Here is a 17210-nt window from a genome sequence, read left to right as displayed (position 1 = left end):
GGTGGGGGCGCGCGGGCGCGGGCCCGCCCGCGCGCGCCCGCGCCGCGGGCGCGCGCGCCCGCGCCGCGCCGCCCGGCGCCCCGCGGCGGCCGGGGCGGGGGGGCCCCCCCCCGGGACCGCACGCCGTCTCCGGGGCCCGGACACCCGTCCGGAGGCGGGCCCCACCCGTTCGCGCCGTCCGGCGCGACGGTCCGCCGGGCCGCATCTACCGTTCTGACGACGCCGAGAAGGGAGAACCATGCCCCCGAAGGACTTCCGCGTCTTCCCGCGCAGGAGACGCCAACCCTGGGGCGTCCTGGCCCTCGCCATGCTGTCCGGACTCGCGATGATGCGCAACGGGGTGGACGTCGCCCTCGGGCCGCCCCAACCCGCCGCCGCGGCCCGCCCGGTGGGGCACCCGGTCACCCCGACGCCGCCCGCCGCGAACGCGGGCCTGGAGCCGCTGCCCTTCGCCCCGGCGTCCCGGATCAAGATCCCGGCGATCCAGGTGGCCGCACCCGTCATGGACGTGGGACTGGACGCGGACGACTGGGTGGCCGCCCCGCCCCCCGAGGACCCGAATCTCGCCGGCTGGTACCAGAACGGCATCGCGCCCGGCCAGCGCGGCACGTCCGTCATCGTCGGCCACGTCGACAACGCCAGGGGACCGGCGGTCTTCTACGGCCTGGGCTCCCTGCAGAAGGGCCAGCACATCGAGGTCGAGCGGTACGACGGCCGGGTCGCGGTCTTCGAGATCTACGGCATCGAGGTGTACGCCAAGGACAACTTCCCCGGCGTGCAGGTCTATGCCGACAACGGCGAGCCGGAGCTGCGGGTGATCACCTGCGGCGGCGGCTACACGCGCCAGCGCGGCTACGACGGGAACGTCGTGGTCTACGCCCGCATGGTCGGCTCGCGCTAGCCGGCACGCGCGCGCGAAGGGCCCCGGCACCCGAGGTGCCGGGGCCCTTCCGCCGTACCCGGGGGTCAGCGCCGGGGGACGGTCATCCGGTAGCCGGCGTCGAGGAGTTCGGGCAGGTAGCGGCGGAGCGCGGCCACGCTCTGCGAGCGGTTCCCGCCGGCGTCGTGGGAGAGGACGACGACGCCGGGCGCGGCGCCGTCGAGGACGCGGCGGACGATGGGCCCGGTGCCGGGTTCCGTCCAGTCCAGGGTGTCGACGGTCCAGGCGAGCGGCTCCATGCCGAGTTCGGCGCCGATCTCGAAGGAGTGCTTGTTCCAGGCCCCGTAGGGCGCGCGGTACCAGAGAGGTGCCGCGCCGATGGCCCGCTCGACGACCTCGCTGGTGGAGCCGAGCTCGTCGCGGATCCGGGAGGGCTTGAGCTTGGGGACGAGGGGGTGGGACCAGGAGTGGTTGCCGACGACGTGGCCGTCGGCGTCCATCTCGCGCAGCAGGTCCTGGTTGTCGACGGCCATCTCGCCGCAGACGAAGAACATCGCCCGGCAGTCGTACTGGCGCAGGGTCTCCAGGATGCCGGGGGTGTACCGGGGGTCGGGTCCGTCGTCGAAGGTCAGCACCATCGAGCGGCCGGTGCCGGACACGCTGAGGAAGGGCCGCTGCCGCACCGGCGGGACCGCGCGCCGGAAGGCGGGCGGCGCGTACGCGGTCATGGGCTGGAGCCGGTACGCGGACGGGAGCGGGCGGGCGGCCGGTGCCGGGGGTCCGGCGGCCGGCCCCGCGGCGGGCGTGCCGCGGGGTGCGGGGGCGGCGCCGCCGGCCGTCTCGGGCGTGGCGAACCGGTCGGCCGCGAGGACTCCGACGGTGGCGGTGGCCCCGAGCGCCGCGGCGAGACGCAGCACCGCCCGCCGCCCATGAGGCATCTGATCCTTTTTCATGACCAATGGTTCGTACGGGCGAGGGGCCGCGCAGCTCAGCGACACCGGACCCCCGTCCGAAAGCACCCGATGAGCCGATAGCCTCGCGGGGTGAGCGAACAGCAGCCCGGCCGGTTCGAACGCGGCACCGACGGCCCCAAAGTGATCATGGCGGGGGTCGACGGCTCCGCCTCCTCCCTGCGTGCCGTGTCGTACGCGGCCGGGCTCGCCCGGCGCCAGAACGCGCTGCTCGCGCTCGTGTACGTGCAGCCGGTGATCCCGGCGGGCGCGGCGCTGGGCGTTCCGGTGACCGGGACGACCGAGGAGATCGCCGACGAGCTCGTCGCGGAGATCCGGAAGTCCGCCGAGCGGGTCAAGGACCTGTGGCGGATCCGGTGGGAGTTCCACACCTTCCGCGGCGACGCCTACGCGGGCCTGGTCCGGGCCGCGGACGAACTGACCGCGGACGCCGTGGTGGTGGGCGCCTCGGAGTCGGCGGGCCACCGCTTCGTCGGCTCGGTCGCGGTCCGTCTGGTGAGGGCGGGCCGCTGGCCGGTCACCGTCGTGCCCTGACCGGCCGGGCGTGCCCCGTCCTACCTCCCCATCACCAGGCCGTCCCGGCCGGCCCCCCGGCCGAGCACCACGTCCCTGATGCCGTCGCGGATCTCCGCCCCGCGCGCGTCCCCGGCGTCGGCCGCGGTGAGGTCGACCACGCGCCCGCGCGCGGTGTCGAACCACTGGGGAAGGAACTCGGCCTTCGTGACCTCCCAGCGTCCGCCGGGGGTCCTGGGCGGGCCGAAGGTGAAGCGGCCGATGCTGCTCCGGTTGCCGCGCGGATCGTACGCACCCTCGTGGTTGATCATGTCGCCGGCGATCTGGTCGCCCATCCCGTAGACGATCCAGGTCCCGTTGACCTTCTCGTAGGCCTGGGGCACATGGGCGTGCGTACCGATGACGAGATCCACGTCCGGGCGCCCGCCGCTCCGCGAGGCGGTCAGGGCCCGGCCGAGGGAGAGCTGCCGCTCGTCGGGTGCGGTCTGCCACTCGCTGCCCCAGTGGACGCTGACGACGACCACGTCGGCGCCGGCGGCACGGGCGGCACGCGCGTCGGCGATCACCCTGCCCTCGTCGAGCACGGCGACCGCCCAGGGCTGCCCCTCGGGCAGCGGGTAGCCGTTGGTGCCGTAGGTGTAGGCGAGGTGGGCGACCGTGGCGCCGCCGGCCGTGAGCAGGGTGGGCCTCGCCGCCTCCTCGGCCGTACGGGCGGAGCCCGCGTGCCGGACGCCCGCACGGTCGAGGGCGTCGAGGGTGCGGCGGAGGCCCGCGGCCCCGTCGTCGAGGGTGTGGTTGGAGGCGGTGGAGCAGGAGTCGTAGCCGGTGGCCCTGAGCGCGGCGGCGATCTCGGGGGGCGACGTGAAGGCCGGGTAGCCGGTGTAGGGGCCGCCCTCCTTCCCGTACACGGTCTCCATGTGGCAGATCGCGAGGTCGGCGCCGGAGACGACGGGCTTCGCGCCGGAGAGCATGGGGCCGAAGTCGTGGCCCGCGCCGTCCGCGTCCTCGGCGGCCCGTCGGATGACCGAGTCGTGCGGGAGGATGTCGCCGGAGGCGACCAGGGTGAAGCCGGCGGGCGCCGAGGGTCCGCCGGGCGCGGCGGACGGGGCGGCCCCGGTCGGGGCGCCCGGGGTGGGGGTGCCGCCGGCCGGGCCGCTCCCGTCGGCGCAGCCGGTCGCCGCCGCGAGCAGGAGAGCGGCCAGTGCCGCCCCCGCGGGTCTGGTGCGTGAGGTCATGTCCGGCACTCCGCCCGGTTCGTGTGATGAACATCTGTTCTGATGAACAGATCTCCCGGGGAAGCCGCAGTCAAGGGTCAAGGCCGCACGGGGTGATGAACCCCGCTGAATCGGACGCACCGGCTCCGTCCGACCGTTCACCGCGCCATTCACCGCTCGGTGCGACCGTTCGTCGCAGACCGCTGTCCGTTCCCTGTCCCCCGCCGTCCGGATGCGTTCGTATACGCCCCGGACGACGAGGTGAGGGAGAGGCGGGCGGCATGACGACGGCGACGACCGACGAGCGGACCCTGGAGGAGCTCCAGCGGGACCACGGGCCCGCGCTGCTCTCCTTCCTGCTCGGACTGACCCACGGGGACCGGCAGCGGGCGGAGGACCTCGCCCAGGAGACCCTGGTACGGGCCTGGCTCCACCCCGAGGCCTTCGACGGTCCCTACGCCTCGATGCGGCCCTGGCTCTTCACCGTGGCCCGCCGCATCGCCATCGACGCCCGCCGCTCACGCCTCGCCCGGCCCGCCGAGATCGGCGACGGCGTCCTCGCGGTGACGCCCGACCCCGCCGACGCCACCGCGTCCGCCGACGCCGCGCTCGACGTGCGGGCGGCCGTGCGCGGGCTGAGCCCCGAGCACCGCGCGGTGCTGGTCCGGCTCTACTTCCACGGCCTCACCGTCAACGAGGCCGCCGTCGAACTCGGCATCCCCGCCGGGACCGTCAAGTCCCGCTCGCACTACGCGCTGCGGCAGCTGGGCCGCTCCCTGCCCGGCTACCGGCCGCGCCGCGCGCCCGTTGCCCGGGCCCGCGCCGGGGCCCCACAATGACGCCGTGACGCTGACTCTCACCGCCGCCGAACAGGTCCTCGCCGACAACTTCGCCCCCTGGGTCCTCGATCTGGGGCTCACGGTCGAATCGGTCGGGTCCCCCGGATCCGACGACGGCCACGAGGCCGTGCTGCGGCTCCCCTGGTCGGACCGGCTCGCCCGGGAGGGCGGCGGCCTCTCCGGACAGGCGCTGATGGCCGCCGCCGACACCGCGACGGTCATCGCGGTCGCCGCGGCCCGCGGCGGCTTCGTGCCGATGACCACCGTCCAGCAGTCCATCAGCTTCCAGCGCGCGGTGACCGGCGCCGACGTCCTCGTCCGCGCCCGGCTCACCAAGTCCGGCAGGCGGATGGCCTTCGCGGACATCACCATGACGGCCGACGGCACCCGGGAGACCGCGGCCCACGCGACCGCCGTGTACGCGCTCCTCGGCTGAACCCGCCCGGACTCCACGCCTCTCCCGCCCCGCCCGACCCACCGCGCACCAGGAACCTCACCCGCACCGATCCGGCCGGGAAACGTATCCGAAACCGCTCGGGCGAGTTGAGCAAAGCGGGACCCGCGGGCGCCCTTCACGGAGGAGGCTCTCCCCCGGGCCCCTGACATCCGGGGCCACTCACGTCCGGGAGAAGGTGGGAGCGTTGCTGCCCGAGAGCACGAACGGCGCCGGCGGCACGAGCGGCGGCGGCCTCGCCGTCCCGATGGCCTGGCTGTGCGCCGAGTACCTGGCCGACGAGGTGCTGCGGGCCGCCGCGCTCGTGGCCCCCGGCTCCCTGGAGTACCGGGCGGGCCTCCAGGCCCTGGCCCTCACCGTCCACCTCACCGGCGAACCGGACGGGGCGGCCGGGACCGCGGGCGCCTGGTCGGCCCGTCGCGTCGACGCATGGCTGCGGCACACCGCGTACGACCGGCCCTGGCCGCCCTGGGTCGAGGAGCGGCTCGCCGCGCGGACGGCCGACGGCGGCGACGGCCCGGACCTGGCACTCGCGCGGGCCGCCTGGCGCCGGCTGCGGGACACCTGGATCCTCGCGGCCGACCTCGACGGCCGCACCGGCCCCGAGGAGCCCGTCGACGAGGCCGAGCAGATCTGGCTGCCCGCCTGGAAGCTGGGCCTCCCCCTGGCGCACCTCTCGCTGCACCTGCGCTGACTAGGAGGCCGAAGGGTGCACCCCCGGACGGTACTTGGGAACCCGTACCGTCACCTTCATCCCGGCACCGACCCCGGTCTCGATGACGAGCCCGTGCTCCGCCCCGTACACCTGGCGCAGCCGCTCGTCCACGTTGGACAGGCCTATGCCGGAGCCCGCGGGGTGCTCCCCGCGCAGGACGGCGCGCAGCAGCTCCGGGTCCATGCCGATGCCGTCGTCCTCGACCGTCACCACCGCCTCGGCGCCCGCGTCCCGGGCGGCGATCGTGACCCGGCAGCCCCGCTCCCGGTCCTGCAGCCCGTGCTTGACGGCGTTCTCCACGAGCGGCTGGAGGCAGAGGAACGGCAGGGTCACCGGCAGCACCTCGGGCGCGATCTGCAGCGTCACCTTCAGACGGTCCCCGAACCGGGCTCCCGCGAGGGCCAGGTACTGCTCGACGGCCCGCAGTTCGTCGGCGAGCTGGGCGAAGTCGCCGTGCCTGCGGAAGGAGTAGCGCGTGAAGTCGGCGAACTCCAGGAGCAGTTCACGGGCCCGCTCGGGATCGGTGCGCACGAACGAGGCGATGGCCGCGAGGGAGTTGAAGATGAAGTGGGGGGAGATCTGGGCGCGCAGGGCGCGTATCTCGGCCTCCACGATCCGGGTGCGCGAGCGGTCCAGCTCGGCCAGTTCCAGCTGGACCGAGACCCAGCGGGCCACCTCGGTCGCGGCCCGCACGAGGACGGCGGACTCCCGCGAGCCGTAGGCGACGAGCGCGCCGAGGACCCCGTCCTCCCCGGTGAGCGGGGCGGTCACCGCCCAGCGCAGGGGGCACGCCGGGTCGTCGCAGCCGCTGTGGGCGGAGCGGCTGCGGCCGGTCTCCAGGGTCTCGGCGGCCTGCTCCGGGACGTGCGCGCGGTGATGGTCCTCGCCCGGCCCGTCCCAGGCGAGGACCGCGCCCCGGTCGGTGAGGCAGAGCGCCTCGGTGCCGAGCAGCGAGCGGAGCGTGCGGGCGGCCTTGCGCGCGGTCTCCTCGGTGAGACCCGCGCGCAGCGGGGGCGCGGCGAGCGAGGCGGTGTGCAGGGTGTGGAACGTGGCCCGTTCGACGGGGGTGCCGAGGTCGGGATCGGCGGCGGCGCGGCCGTCGCGCCGGGCGGCGAGGCGGCCGAGGGCGAAGCCCGCGGCGAGCAGCACGGCGCCGGCGGCGGCGGCCGCGGCGAGGGCGATGCCGCTCATCGGCGGGCCTCCTGGGCGGGGACGGTGCCGGTGATCTCCTCCGGGAGGTGGAGCCGGGCGAGGAGGGCGGGGGTGCCGGGCGGGATCCGGCGCGGGGTGGCGAGCGAGACGAGGACCATCGTCAGGAACCCCAGGGGGACGGACCAGACGGCCGGCCAGGCCATCAGGGTGTGCGGCCAGCCCCCCGGGGCGGCTCCGGCCCGGGTCGCCATCACGGCCGCGAGGGCGGAGCCGCCGCCGAGCAGGAGGCCGGCCATGGCGCCGGGCGGGGTGAGCCGCCGCCACCAGATGCCCAGGACGAGCAGCGGGCAGAAGGACGAGGCGGACACCGCGAAGGCGAGGCCGACGGCGTCGGCGACCGGCACCTTGGAGGCGACCACCCCGACGCCCAGGGGGACGGCCGTGGCGAGCAGCGTCGCGAGGCGGAAGTGCCGGACGCCCCGGGAGGGCAGCACGTCCTGCGTCAGGACCCCGGCGACGGACATGGTGAGTCCGGAGGCGGTGGAGAGGAAGGCGGCGAAGGCGCCGCCGGCGAGGAGCGCCCCGAGGAGGTCGCCGAGGAGACCGCCGACGATCCGGTCGGGCAGCACGAGGACGGCGGCGTCGGCGGAGCCGGTGAGGGCGAGTTCGGGGGCGTAGATCCGCCCCAGGGCTCCGTACAGGGGCGGCAGCAGGTAGAACGCGCCGACGAGTCCGAGGACGACGAGTGTGGTGCGGCGGGCGGCGCGGCCGTGCGGGCTGGTGTAGAAGCGGACGGCGACGTGCGGCAGGCCCATGGTGCCGAGGAAGGTCGCGAGGATCAGCCCGTACGTGGCGTACAGCTGGTGCCCGTCGCGGCCGCCGGCCAGCGGCTGGGACCAGCCGAGGGGGTCCGCACCCGTGGCGGCCCGCTCGGGCAGCGCGCTGCCCGGCGCGAAGGAGAGCGTGGTGCCGCCCAGGACCCGGTGGGTGCCGGGGGCGAGCGTGACGGTCCCGCCGGTGTGCGCGGCGGAGTCCACCTCTCCGGTGACGGTCACCGTGAGCGGCTCGTCGAGCCGGATCCGTACCGTGTCGGCGACCTTGACGACGGTGTGGCCGCGCAGCACGGCGGGGGCGTCGAAGCGGGCCCGGGGCGCGCCGTCCCCGTACCAGGCGGCGAGCAGGAAGAGGGCGGGGACGAGCAGGGCGGTGAGCTTCAGCCAGTACTGGAAGGCCTGGACGAAGGTGATGCTGCGCATGCCGCCGGCGGCGACGGTGCCGGTGACGACGAGGGCGACGAGCAGGCCGCCGACCCAGTCGGGGGCGCCGGTGAGGATCTCCAGGGTGAGCCCGGCGCCCTGGAGCTGCGGCAGCAGGTACAGCCAGCCGATGCCGACGACGAAGAGGCTGGCGAGCCGCCTGGCCTGTGGGGATTCCAGGCGGGCCTCGGCGAAGTCGGAGAGCGTGTACGCCCCGGAGCGGCGCAGCGGGGCGGCGACGAGGACGAGCAGCACCAGGTATCCGGCGGTGTATCCGACCGGGTACCAGAGCATGGCGGGGCCCTGGACGAGGACGAGTCCGGCGATGCCGAGGAAGGAGGCGGCGGAGAGGTACTCGCCGCTGATGGCAGCGGCGTTGAGGCCCGGCCGGACGGTCCGCGAGGCGACGTAGAAGTCGGAGGTGGTGCGGGAGATGCGCAGGCCGAGGGCGCCGATGAGGACGGTGGCGAGGACGACGGCGGTGACGGCGGCGACCGCGTAGGCCTGGTTCATGCGGGCGTGTCCACCGTGCTCAGCGCTCCACGAGGCCGGTGAAGTCGCGCTCGTTGCGCTCGGCCCTGCGGACGTACCAGTGGGCGATGGCCCACACGACCGGGTACACGCCGAAGCCGAGGGCGGCCCAGACGAGCGCCTCGGGCGCGGGCAGCGCGAGGAGCAGCGGCAGCGGGCCGACGAGCAGGGCCAGGGCTCCGAGGGCGGTGAGGGCGGCGCGGAGCTGACTGCGCATCAGGGAGCGGACGTAGGTGTGGCCGAGGCTGGTCTGCTCGTCGATCTCGGAGCGGGCCGGCGGGTGGGCGGGGCGCCGTCCGGCGGGTGCGGGCAGGGCTCCCGGGCCGTGGGCGGAGGCGTAGGTGACGGTCTCGCGCCGGGGCCTGCGCGGGGGGTGGTGCTCCGGCATCGGCGTCCGCTCTCTGACTCGCTCGCTGGCTCGTGGAGTGTACGCAGAGTGGGTGCGGTGCCGGTAGGGGTGGGCGGCTCAGCCGCCGGCCCGCCGCATCAGGAGGTCCCGCAGGTGGCGGGCGTGGCGGCGGCTCACGGCGAGGTCGGTGTCGCCGAGCCGGACGGAGGTGGCGCCGCCGTCCAGCCGGAGTTCGTCGACGCGGGCGAGGGCCACGAGGTGGCTGCGGTGGATGCGGACGAAGCCCCGGTCGGCCCACCGCTCCTCCAGGGTGGAGATCGGGATGCGGACGAGGTGGCTGCCGTGGTCGGTGTGGAGGCGGGCGTAGTCGCCGTGGGCCTCGACGTAGGCGATCTCTTCGACGGGGACGAAGCGGGTGACGCCGCCGAGTTCGACGGGGATCTGCTCGGGGACGGCCGGAGCGGCGGGTGCGGCCGTGGCGTGGACGAGTGCGTGGACGCGGCGCACGGCCTCGGCGAGCCGCTCGCGGCGGACCGGCTTGAGGACGTAGTCGACCGCCTTGAGGTCGAAGGCCTGGAGGGCGAAGCCCTCGTGGGCGGTGACGAAGACGATGTGCGGGGGCCGGGCGAAGCCGGCGAGCAGCCGGGCCAGTTCGAGTCCGGTGAGGCCGGGCATGTGGATGTCGAGGAAGACGACGTCGACGGCCTCGTCACCGTCCGGCCCTGCCTCCAGGGCCCGGCCGATCCGGCGCAGGGCGGCGGTGGCGTCTCCGGCGCCCTCGGCGGTCCGCACCCGGGGGTCCGCGCGCAGCAGGTAGAGCAGCTCGCCGAGGGCGGGCTCCTCGTCGTCGACGGCCAGGACGCGCAGCATGCGCGGGAGTCTATGTGAGGGGCCGGGAGTCTACTTGAGGAGTTTCGACAGGCGGCGGTCGGCGAGGATCTTCCCCCCGGTCTGGCAGGTCGGACAGTACTGGAGGGCGGAGTCGCTGAAGGAGACCTCGCGGAGGGTGTCGCCGCAGACCGGGCAGGGCTCGCCGGCCCTGCCGTGGACCCGCAGGCCGCTCTTCTTCTCCGCCTTGAGCCTGCCCGCGGCGAGGCCGTGGGAGCGCTCGACGGCCTCGCGGAGGGTGGAGCGCATCGCCGTGTACAGGGCGGTGGTCTCCTCCGGGGTGAGGTTCTGGGTGGGTTTGAACGGGGACATCTTCGCGGCGTGCAGGATCTCGTCGCTGTAGGCGTTCCCGATGCCCGCGAGGAGGCTCTGGTCGCGCAGGGCGCCCTTGATCTGGCGGTGCTCCCCCGCGAGCAGGGCGGCGAACTCGGCGGGCCCGAAGTCCTCGGCGAGCGGGTCGGGGCCGAGCCGGGCCACCCCCGGGACCTCCCGGGGGTCGTGGACCAGGTGGACGGCGAGGCGCTTGGTGGTGCCCGCCTCGGTGAGGTCGAAGCCGTCGCCTCCGGTGAGGGCGGTACGCAGCGCCAGCGGGCCCCTGCCGGGCTTGGGCGGGCCGGAGGGCAGGGGGTCCTGCCAGCGGAGCCAGCCCGCGCGCGCCAGGTGGATCAGCAGGTGGAGCTCGCCCGCCGTGCCGGTGGTGGTGAGGTCGAGGAACTTCCCGTGCCGGCCGACCGCGGTGACCTCGGCGCCCTCCACGGCGCTCAGGGGCGGGTCGTACGTCTTGAGGACGCTGATCGCGACGGGCAGGACGCGGGCGATCTCCTTGCCCACCAGGTGCGTGTCGAGGAACGCGCGGAGCGCTTCGACCTCGGGGAGTTCGGGCATGGCTCCACCCTGCCGCAGAGGGGATCGGGGCGCGCGCCGGGCGGTGCGTCCCCCGGCGCTACGTGCGCGCCGTGGCGTCCGGCGGGTCGAGCAGGTCGAGTTCGGCGGCGAGGGCGGCGGCCAGGGCGTCGAGGTCGGGGACGGCCGCGCCGTCGGCGACGAGGCCGATGTGGACCCGGCCGCCGTACGGGGACATGGCGACGGCGAGGGACTGGCCGCGGGCGAGCGGGGCCATCGGGTAGAGCGCGCGCAGCGGGGCGCCGCCGAGGGAGAGGGCGGAGCGGGGCAGCGGGACCTGGGTGACGAGGACGTCGAAGAGGAGCCGGGCGGCTCCGGCGGCGAGGGGGGCGCCGAAGCGGTGGGCGAGCGGGTGCAGCTGGTCGGCGAGGAGGGCGACGGCGCCCGCGCCCCGGGAGGGTCCGGCGGCCTTGTTGCGGTCCATGGCGGTGCGGACGGCGGCGAGCCGGGCGGCCGGGTCGGGTTCGGTGACCGGCAGGTCGAGGAGGTAGCCGGAGAGGCTGTTCCCGGGCCCGGCGGGGCCTCCGGGGCGGCGGCGGGAGACGGGGACGAGGGCGCGCGGGTCCGCGCCGGGGAGCGGTCGGCCGCGGCCGTCGAACCAGCGGCGCAGGGCGCCGGCGACGAGGGCGAGGAGGACGTCGTTGGCGGTGCCTCCGGTGGCGCGGCGGATCCGGTGGACGCGGTCGAGGGGCAGGGTGGTGGTGGCGATCCGGCGGGTGCCGCTGGAGTCGGCGGCGAGCGGGGTGGCGGGGCCCGCGTCGAGGCGGCCGGCGCGGACGACGGAGGAACCGACGACCGAGGCGCCGACCTCGACGGCCCGGCCGAGGTCGCCGAGGCGGTCCCGGGCGATGCCGAGGAGGCGGCCGGGGCCGGGGAGCCAGGAGCGCGGGGGGACGGGGCGGGCGCGGCCCGCGGGGCGCCGGCCCGCGGCGATCTCGTCGAAGATCCCGGCACCGATGGCGACGGCCCGCATGCCGTCGGCGAGGGCGTGGTGGAGTTTGACGAGGACCGCGAAGGAGCCGTCGGGGGCGCCGCTGAGCAGGTACATCTCCCAGGGCGGGAGGCCTCGGGCGACGGGCCGTTCCATGAGTTCGGCGGCGAGCCGGGCGGTCTCGGCGGGGAAGTCCTCGCCGGGGAGGGTGATCTCGCGGACGTGCCGGCGCACGTCGAAGTCGGGGTCGGCGGTCCACGCGGCGCCGCCGACGGGGAACAGGACGTCGCGGACGCGCATCCGGAGCCGGGGGACGGCGGCGGCGCGGCGGGCGAGGAGTTCCAGGACGTCGGGGGGCTGCTGCCGGGCGGTGGGGGGCGGTGGGCCGAAGTGGGCGAGGGCCCCGAGGTGCAAGGGGTGCTCGGTGGATTCCAGGTGCCAGAAGGCCAGGTCCAGGGGTGCCAGTAGCTCGCTGCTCACGGTGTCCTCTTGTCCTGCGGTGTCCTGCGGGGGCCTCCGCGGAGAGGCGGGTGGGGGAAGTCAATCGCGTACCGTCAGTTACGGTCAAGTACGATCAGTTCACGCTCAGTTAACAAGTTCAACGCTCCACGGTGAACTCGCACCACACGCACTTGCCGCCGCCCCGGGATTCCACGCCCCACGCGTCCGAGAGCCCGTCGACCAGGAGCAGCCCGCGCCCGGACACGCCCGCCTCCCCCGCCTCGCGGCGCCGGGGCAGGGCGCTGGACCGGTCCTCCACCTCGACCTTGAGCCGCCGCGGGGGGCCGGTCAGCATCCGCAGGGTCACGATCGCCCCGCCGTCGGTGTGCATCAGGGCGTTGGTCATCAGCTCGTCCGCGACGAGTTCGATCTCGTCCGCGCGCTCCCCCGCGCCCCAGGCCCGGACGGCGGCCCGGATCATGTGCCGGGCCGAGCTCAGCGCCTCCGGGTCGTTCTGCGCCACGTGCTGCTGGAAGCGGCCGGTGCCCTGCGGATGGTAGGTGCCGTGCCGGCGCAGCAGCAGGATCGCGACGTCGTCCTCGCCGCCCCGGTCGGCGACCACGTCGCACAGGTGGTCGGCGAGCTGCTGGAGGTCGGCGGGGCCGCGCCGGACGAGCGAGGAGAGCCACTGGAGCCCCTCGTCGAGGTCGGCTCCGGGCTTCTCCACGAGTCCGTCGGTGTAGAGCATCAGGGTCTGGCCGGGGTCCAGCTCCAGGGTGGTCACCGGATAGTCGAGGCGGCCGAACTCCGCCGAGAGCCCGAGCGGCAGGCCTCCCTCGACCGGGAGTCTGCGGCAGCGTCCGTCGACCTCCCTGATCAGCGGGTCGACATGACCGGCGCGCACCACCTGGACGACCCCGGTGACGAGGTCGACCTCCGCGTAGGTGCAGGTGGCGAAGCGTTCGGTGTCGAGCTCGTGGAGGAAGACCGAGGCCCGGGCCATGACCGTCGCCGGCGGGTGCCCCTCGGCGGCGTAGGCGCGCAGCACGATCCGCAGCTGGCCCATGACGGCCGCCGCGTGGGTGTCGTGGCCCTGCACGTCGCCGATGACGGCGCCGACCCGCCCGCCGGGCAGCGCGATGACGTCGTACCAGTCGCCGCCGATGTCCCGGCCGAGGCGGGCGGAGCGGTAGCGGACGGCGGTCTGGGCGCCGGGCACCTCGGGGATCCGGCGGGGCAGCATGGCCTGCTGGAGTCCCTCGGCGAGGTCGTGTTCCTGCTCGTAGAGCATGGCCCGCTGGAGGCTCTGGGCGATGCTGCTGCCGAGGGCCACGAGCAGGGTCCGCTCGTCCTCGCTGAAGCCGGACTTGTCGCTGTAGAGCAGGCCGAGCGCGCCGATGGGCCGGGCCTGGGCGATGAGCGGGAGGTAGGCGGCGGCGGTGATGCCGAGACCGCTGATGTGCGGCCAGAGCACCGGGAACGACTCGGCGAAGTCACGGGGCGAGTCGATGAAGCGGGGGCGCAGGGTGCGGATCACTTCGCTCATCGGGTACGGCTCGTCCACCCGGGTGAACCGGGTGCCCGGCACGAACGCGCCCTCGGGCCCCTCGGCGACCAGATGGATCCGGCCGGCGTCCAGGAGGCCCATCACGAGGCTGGCGGCTCCGAAGTGTTCCAGCGCGTGCGAGTCGTTGAGGAGGTCGATGACGTCCTTCACGGTCCGGGCGTAGGCGAGGGCCGCCGTGGTGCCCTCGACGACGCCGGCGCGCCGCCGGCGCCCCTCGTCGAGGCCGAGCCGGGCGGCGGACTCGGTGAGCTCGTGGGTGGCGTCCCGCAGGATGCCGATGATGCGGACGGGGCGGCCCGTGTCGTCCCGTCGGACGAGGCCCTGGGTGTGGGTCCACTGGTGGCTGCCGTCCCGGCGGCGGATGCGGAAGTACGCGCCGTACTGCTCGCTGCCGTCCTTGAGGGCCTGGGCCACCAGGGTGTCGAGCAGGGTGCCCTCGTCCGGCAGCACCCGGGGGGCCAGGCTCTCGGGTCTGCCGTCGTACTCGTCGGGGTGCATGTCGAAGACGTCGAGGGCGGCGGCGTCCATGGTCATGGTCCCCGCGACGAGGTCCCAGTCGAAACCGCCCATCCGGAAGGCGGAGCCGAAGTCGGCGAGGATCCGCGCCGCGGCCCCCGGCCCCCCGGGCGCGCGGCCCGGCCGTGCGCTCGCCTCCCCGCCCCCGTTGCCCGCAGTCATGGGGCCACGCTAGGCGCAGCCCCGCCCGTGCGCACCAGGAAGATCCGTTTCACCCCTGGAAGGTCTCCGGCCGGCCGGGGACCGCACCGGCGGGGAAGAGCTCGTCGGGCGGCTGCTGCGCGTCCGGCTCGGAGGGCTCCGCGAACGGGTCGGGGAAGGGCTCGGTGTACGGGTCGGGGGCCGGCTCCGTGGACGGATCGGGGGCCGGCGGGGTGGGTGCCGTCGGGTCGGTCCCGGTGCCTCCGGTCCCGGACGGGTCGGGGACGTCGGGGTGCGGGGTCGTGGGTGCGGGCCGGGCGGGGTCCGGGGAGGCGGGCGCGGGCGGCACCGGGGCCGGGGCGTCGGGGTGACCGGGGCCGCTGGGGTCGGGCGTGCCGGAGCCGGTGAGGGCGCAGGTGTCCGGGTCGCAGGCCGGTGCCACGGCGGGCTCCCGGTCCTCGTCCCCGTCGCTGCCGGTCCTGCGCTCGATCCAGCTGCTGTCGGTGGTGTTGACGATGACCAGGCTGGTGACGACGGAGGCGGTGGGCTTCACGACGATGACCCGGTCGGGATCGAAGCCGTCCCAGGGTTCGCCCTGGTGGACGCCGCCGGGGGCGGCCGCGGGGCTGCGGAGCGGGTTGCCGCAGGCGCAGCGGACGCGCGGGGAGCCGTACTGGTCGACGAGGACCGAGGTGCCGGTCTGCAGGACGGCCTGGTAGGCGTTCGCCCGGCCGTCGCGGTAGCCGTGGCCGGTGACCCGGGTGTCGGCGCGCAGGGCGACCGGGGTGAGCCCGCGGAGCCAGTCGGCGAGGCCGGCCTCGGGGATGCCCGCGGCCTCGGCGAAGGCGCGCGCCTTGGTGCGGTCCGCGGCGAGGAGGGCGACCTGCCGTTCGACGTCGCAGCTGCCGACGGCGCGCGTGCCGCCGTAGAGACCGGGGGTGGAGCCGGTGACCTCGTGGGCCGGGGTGGGCCCGTCGCCCGTCCCGCGGTCCGGGGCGGCGGGCGGTGCGGTGTTCCGGACGGTGGAGTCGGTGAAGGGGTCGGGGCCGTGGGCGCCGAGCGGCTGGAGGAGGACGTCCTGGACGGGGGCCGCGGCCGGTTCGCCGCCCGCGCCCTCCCAGGCCGTGGAGCAGCCCGTGAGCAGCAGGGCGGGGACGAGCCCCGCGGCGGCGAGTCCGGTTCGCCGCGTCCGGCGGAGGGTTGAGCGCACCTGTGTCTCCCGACTTCTCTCCTCCGGGCCCGGCGCCCGGTCGCTGCCAGTCCCTCATGTCTGTCGCAGCGCGTGGGGGCGCGCAAGCGGAGAGCAGCCGACCGGGTCGGCCGGAGCGGAGACTTGAACACGTTCAAGAAAGGCCCTACGCTCGACTCGCTGGTTGAACGCGTTCAAGCGGGGGTGGTGGCGGATGACCGTGCTGTCGGTCCCGGTGAATCCGGTCGTGATGCTCGGCATGTTCTGGATCGTGCCGACGGGGCTCGCGCTCCTGGACGGCCCCCGGCCACCGGGGTGGGACGCGCTCCGGCGCGCCTGGCCCCTGCTCGCCGTCCCCGGCGCCCTCGCCCTCTGGCTGCCCCGCTCCGGCGCGGCGACCGCGCTCGCCGCCGTCTACGCCCTCGCCACCCTGGCGCTCGCACTCCAGGCCCCGGCGCGGCTGATGCTGACCCGCTCGGTCCGGCCCGGCGAGATCGCCGTCCTCTCCGCCCTGGTGGCGCCGTCCGTCGCCGGCGTGGCGCTCGTCGCCGAGCGGGCCTCGTACCCCCTGTTCGGCTTCGACCTCGACCTGCTCGCCCTGACCGTCCCGCACTTCCACTTCGCCGGCTTCGCCGCCGCCCTGGTCGCCGGGCTCGTCAGCCGCGCCTCGGACGGGCCCGCCGCCCGCTGCGCCGCGCTCAGCGTCCCGGCCGGCACCCTGCTCGTCCTGCTCGGCTACTTCGTCGACGACTGGGCCGAGCTCGCGGGCGCCGTCGTCCTCACCGCGGGCATGGCCGCGGTCGCCGTCCTGACCCTGCGGGAGCGCCGCGAGCTCGCCACCGACCCGCTCACCCGCGGCCTGCTCGCCGTCTCGGCCCTGGTCCTCGCCGTCACCATGCTGCTCGCGCTCAGCTGGGCGCTGGGCGAGGCGACCGGACTTCCGCACCTCTCCCTGACCTGGACGGCCGCCACGCACGGCCTGGGCAACGCGCTCGGCTTCGCCGTCTGCGCCCTCCTCGCGCACCGCCGCCTCCGGACGGACCGCCCGGCCCCGTCTCTCCCACCCAGCCCGACGTCCTTCCTCCCCCACCGCCCGACCCCCTTCCGCCCGCCCGGCCCGACCCCTTCCTTCCCGCCCGGCCCGACCCCGTCCCTCCCGCCCAGCCCGACCCCGTCCCTCCCGCACCGCCCGCGAACGGAGCTTCCGGCATGACCCGCCTCACGCACGTCCTCTCCCGCCCCGCCCGCCGCCCGGGCCTCACCTACCGCGAGGTCGGCGCCACCCGGACCCCGGAGGCCCTCCCGGCCGGCTACCACCACCTGCGCCACAGCACGGTCGTCGGCCACGGCAGGGACGTCTTCCAGGCCGCCGGGGCGGCCGTCACCACCTGGCGGATGCACCGCGCGTCCGGGGCCCGCGTCCGCGCCGACGCCGGGCGCGCCTGGCCCGGCGTCCACCTGGAGGTGTCGCTGGGCGCGGGACCACTGCGGCTCGGCGTCCCCTGCGCGGTGATCTGGACCGCGTACGAGAAGGAGCGCATCGGCTTCGCCTACGGCACCCTGACCGGGCACGCGGAGTGCGGCGAGGAGTCCTTCGTCGTCGAGCTCGAACCGGACGGCGCCGTCCGCTTCACCGTCACCGCCTTCAGCCGCCCCGCCACGTGGTACACCCGGCTCGCGGGGCCGCTGGTCCCCCGGCTCCAGCACGCGTACGCGCGCCACCTCGGCCGGACCCTCGCGCGCCTCGTCAGGACGTGATC

At 75.7% G+C, this 17210-nt stretch carries 16 protein-coding genes and 1 pseudogene; 7 read left to right on the top strand and 10 right to left on the bottom strand.

What is annotated here, in order from left to right:
• Positions 1-238: 238 nt before the first annotated feature.
• The gene (locus ACFV2S_RS35475) at positions 239-901 is read left to right on the top strand and encodes a class F sortase (RefSeq protein ID WP_385569440.1); all 663 of its coding nucleotides are present in this window, start codon (positions 239-241) and stop codon (positions 899-901) included.
• Between the two features lie 65 nt (positions 902-966).
• On the opposite strand, the gene ACFV2S_RS35470 is transcribed toward ACFV2S_RS35475, so the two are convergent.
• Positions 967-1818, bottom strand: a complete 852-nt coding sequence (locus tag ACFV2S_RS35470) for a polysaccharide deacetylase family protein (protein WP_385569437.1) — start codon at positions 1816-1818, stop codon at positions 967-969.
• A 105-nt stretch (positions 1819-1923) separates the two neighbouring features.
• On the opposite strand from ACFV2S_RS35470, the gene ACFV2S_RS35465 reads away from it, so the two are divergent.
• Positions 1924-2385 carry a universal stress protein gene (locus ACFV2S_RS35465; protein WP_385569433.1) on the top strand — a complete coding sequence of 154 codons (462 nt, stop codon included), beginning with the start codon at positions 1924-1926 and terminating at the stop codon, positions 2383-2385.
• A gap of 20 nt (positions 2386-2405) precedes the next feature.
• Here the strand turns inward: ACFV2S_RS35465 and ACFV2S_RS35460 are convergent, their stop codons facing one another.
• Positions 2406-3599 (bottom strand): CapA family protein, encoded by a 1194-nt coding sequence (locus ACFV2S_RS35460; protein WP_385569429.1) that lies wholly within the window; start codon positions 3597-3599, stop codon positions 2406-2408.
• A gap of 260 nt (positions 3600-3859) precedes the next feature.
• Between ACFV2S_RS35460 and ACFV2S_RS35455 the strand changes: the two genes are divergently transcribed.
• The 3 genes from ACFV2S_RS35455 to ACFV2S_RS35445 all read left to right on the top strand — a co-directional run bounded on the left by ACFV2S_RS35455 (position 3860) and on the right by ACFV2S_RS35445 (position 5565).
• Positions 3860-4417 (top strand): sigma-70 family RNA polymerase sigma factor, encoded by a 558-nt coding sequence (locus ACFV2S_RS35455; RefSeq protein WP_383800504.1) that lies wholly within the window; start codon positions 3860-3862, stop codon positions 4415-4417.
• Between the two features lie 4 nt (positions 4418-4421).
• A complete protein-coding gene (locus tag ACFV2S_RS35450; RefSeq protein ID WP_385569423.1) occupies positions 4422-4853 on the top strand; it encodes a PaaI family thioesterase in 432 nt (143 codons plus the stop codon).
• Positions 4854-5118: 265 nt separating this feature from the next.
• On the top strand, positions 5119-5565 hold the full coding sequence (locus ACFV2S_RS35445) for a hypothetical protein (protein WP_385569479.1): 447 nt from the start codon (positions 5119-5121) through the stop codon (positions 5563-5565).
• Here ACFV2S_RS35445 and ACFV2S_RS35440 read toward each other — a convergent pair whose 3' ends face one another.
• The 8 genes from ACFV2S_RS35440 to ACFV2S_RS35405 all read right to left on the bottom strand — a co-directional run bounded on the left by ACFV2S_RS35440 (position 5566) and on the right by ACFV2S_RS35405 (position 15471).
• Entirely contained in the window at positions 5566-6777 is a 1212-nt protein-coding gene (locus tag ACFV2S_RS35440; protein WP_385569419.1) for a histidine kinase, read from the bottom strand.
• Positions 6774-8507 (bottom strand): cation acetate symporter, encoded by a 1734-nt coding sequence (locus ACFV2S_RS35435; RefSeq protein WP_385569414.1) that lies wholly within the window; start codon positions 8505-8507, stop codon positions 6774-6776. Before ACFV2S_RS35435 ends, ACFV2S_RS35440 begins: the two co-directional genes overlap by 4 nt.
• A gap of 19 nt (positions 8508-8526) precedes the next feature.
• Complete coding sequence (locus tag ACFV2S_RS35430) at positions 8527-8913, bottom strand: hypothetical protein (protein ID WP_385569411.1); 387 nt, start codon at positions 8911-8913, stop codon at positions 8527-8529.
• Positions 8914-8991: 78 nt separating this feature from the next.
• Positions 8992-9744: a LytR/AlgR family response regulator transcription factor gene (locus tag ACFV2S_RS35425; protein ID WP_385569408.1), complete on the bottom strand. Its 753-nt coding sequence runs from the start codon at positions 9742-9744 to the stop codon at positions 8992-8994.
• 30 nt (positions 9745-9774) lie between these two features.
• Positions 9775-10647 carry an Fpg/Nei family DNA glycosylase gene (locus ACFV2S_RS35420; protein ID WP_385569403.1) on the bottom strand — a complete coding sequence of 291 codons (873 nt, stop codon included), beginning with the start codon at positions 10645-10647 and terminating at the stop codon, positions 9775-9777.
• A gap of 58 nt (positions 10648-10705) precedes the next feature.
• Positions 10706-12076 carry a wax ester/triacylglycerol synthase family O-acyltransferase gene (locus tag ACFV2S_RS35415; protein WP_385569399.1) on the bottom strand — a complete coding sequence of 457 codons (1371 nt, stop codon included), beginning with the start codon at positions 12074-12076 and terminating at the stop codon, positions 10706-10708.
• A 118-nt stretch (positions 12077-12194) separates the two neighbouring features.
• Positions 12195-14282, bottom strand: coding sequence for a SpoIIE family protein phosphatase (locus ACFV2S_RS35410; RefSeq protein ID WP_385569395.1), 2088 nt, complete (start codon positions 14280-14282; stop codon positions 12195-12197).
• A 49-nt stretch (positions 14283-14331) separates the two neighbouring features.
• Positions 14332-15471: a DUF6777 domain-containing protein gene (locus ACFV2S_RS35405; RefSeq protein ID WP_385569391.1), complete on the bottom strand. Its 1140-nt coding sequence runs from the start codon at positions 15469-15471 to the stop codon at positions 14332-14334.
• Between the two features lie 202 nt (positions 15472-15673).
• Here ACFV2S_RS35405 and ACFV2S_RS35400 point away from each other — a divergent pair.
• Positions 15674-16498 (top strand): annotated as a pseudogene (locus tag ACFV2S_RS35400) (YndJ family protein); the annotation flags it as partial.
• A gap of 161 nt (positions 16499-16659) precedes the next feature.
• Positions 16660-17208 (top strand): DUF1990 family protein, encoded by a 549-nt coding sequence (locus ACFV2S_RS35395; RefSeq protein WP_385569387.1) that lies wholly within the window; start codon positions 16660-16662, stop codon positions 17206-17208.
• Positions 17209-17210: the final 2 nt, after the last annotated feature.

Origin of the sequence: Streptomyces sp. NPDC059695 (assembly GCF_042733785.1) — a bacterium.
Taxonomy (GTDB): domain Bacteria; phylum Actinomycetota; class Actinomycetes; order Streptomycetales; family Streptomycetaceae; genus Streptomyces.
The sequence above is the reverse complement of the archived record's forward strand: the minus strand, read 5'-3'. Positions and strand labels throughout refer to the sequence as shown.

Excerpts from the sequence above, each read along its gene's own strand:
- ACFV2S_RS35475 (WP_385569440.1), top strand. The coding sequence starts at position 239 with ATGCCCCCGAAGGACTTCCGCGTCTTCCCGCGCAGGAGACGCCAACCC.
- ACFV2S_RS35430 (WP_385569411.1), bottom strand. The coding sequence starts at position 8,913 with ATGCCGGAGCACCACCCCCCGCGCAGGCCCCGGCGCGAGACCGTCACC.
- ACFV2S_RS35460 (WP_385569429.1), bottom strand. The coding sequence starts at position 3,599 with ATGACCTCACGCACCAGACCCGCGGGGGCGGCACTGGCCGCTCTCCTG.
- ACFV2S_RS35425 (WP_385569408.1), bottom strand. The coding sequence starts at position 9,744 with ATGCTGCGCGTCCTGGCCGTCGACGACGAGGAGCCCGCCCTCGGCGAG.
- ACFV2S_RS35395 (WP_385569387.1), top strand. The coding sequence starts at position 16,660 with ATGACCCGCCTCACGCACGTCCTCTCCCGCCCCGCCCGCCGCCCGGGC.
- ACFV2S_RS35440 (WP_385569419.1), bottom strand. The coding sequence starts at position 6,777 with ATGAGCGGCATCGCCCTCGCCGCGGCCGCCGCCGCCGGCGCCGTGCTG.
- ACFV2S_RS35470 (WP_385569437.1), bottom strand. The coding sequence starts at position 1,818 with ATGCCTCATGGGCGGCGGGCGGTGCTGCGTCTCGCCGCGGCGCTCGGG.
- ACFV2S_RS35455 (WP_383800504.1), top strand. The coding sequence starts at position 3,860 with ATGACGACGGCGACGACCGACGAGCGGACCCTGGAGGAGCTCCAGCGG.
- ACFV2S_RS35410 (WP_385569395.1), bottom strand. The coding sequence starts at position 14,282 with ATGACTGCGGGCAACGGGGGCGGGGAGGCGAGCGCACGGCCGGGCCGC.
- ACFV2S_RS35420 (WP_385569403.1), bottom strand. The coding sequence starts at position 10,647 with ATGCCCGAACTCCCCGAGGTCGAAGCGCTCCGCGCGTTCCTCGACACG.
- ACFV2S_RS35435 (WP_385569414.1), bottom strand. The coding sequence starts at position 8,507 with ATGAACCAGGCCTACGCGGTCGCCGCCGTCACCGCCGTCGTCCTCGCC.
- ACFV2S_RS35445 (WP_385569479.1), top strand. The coding sequence starts at position 5,119 with ATGGCCTGGCTGTGCGCCGAGTACCTGGCCGACGAGGTGCTGCGGGCC.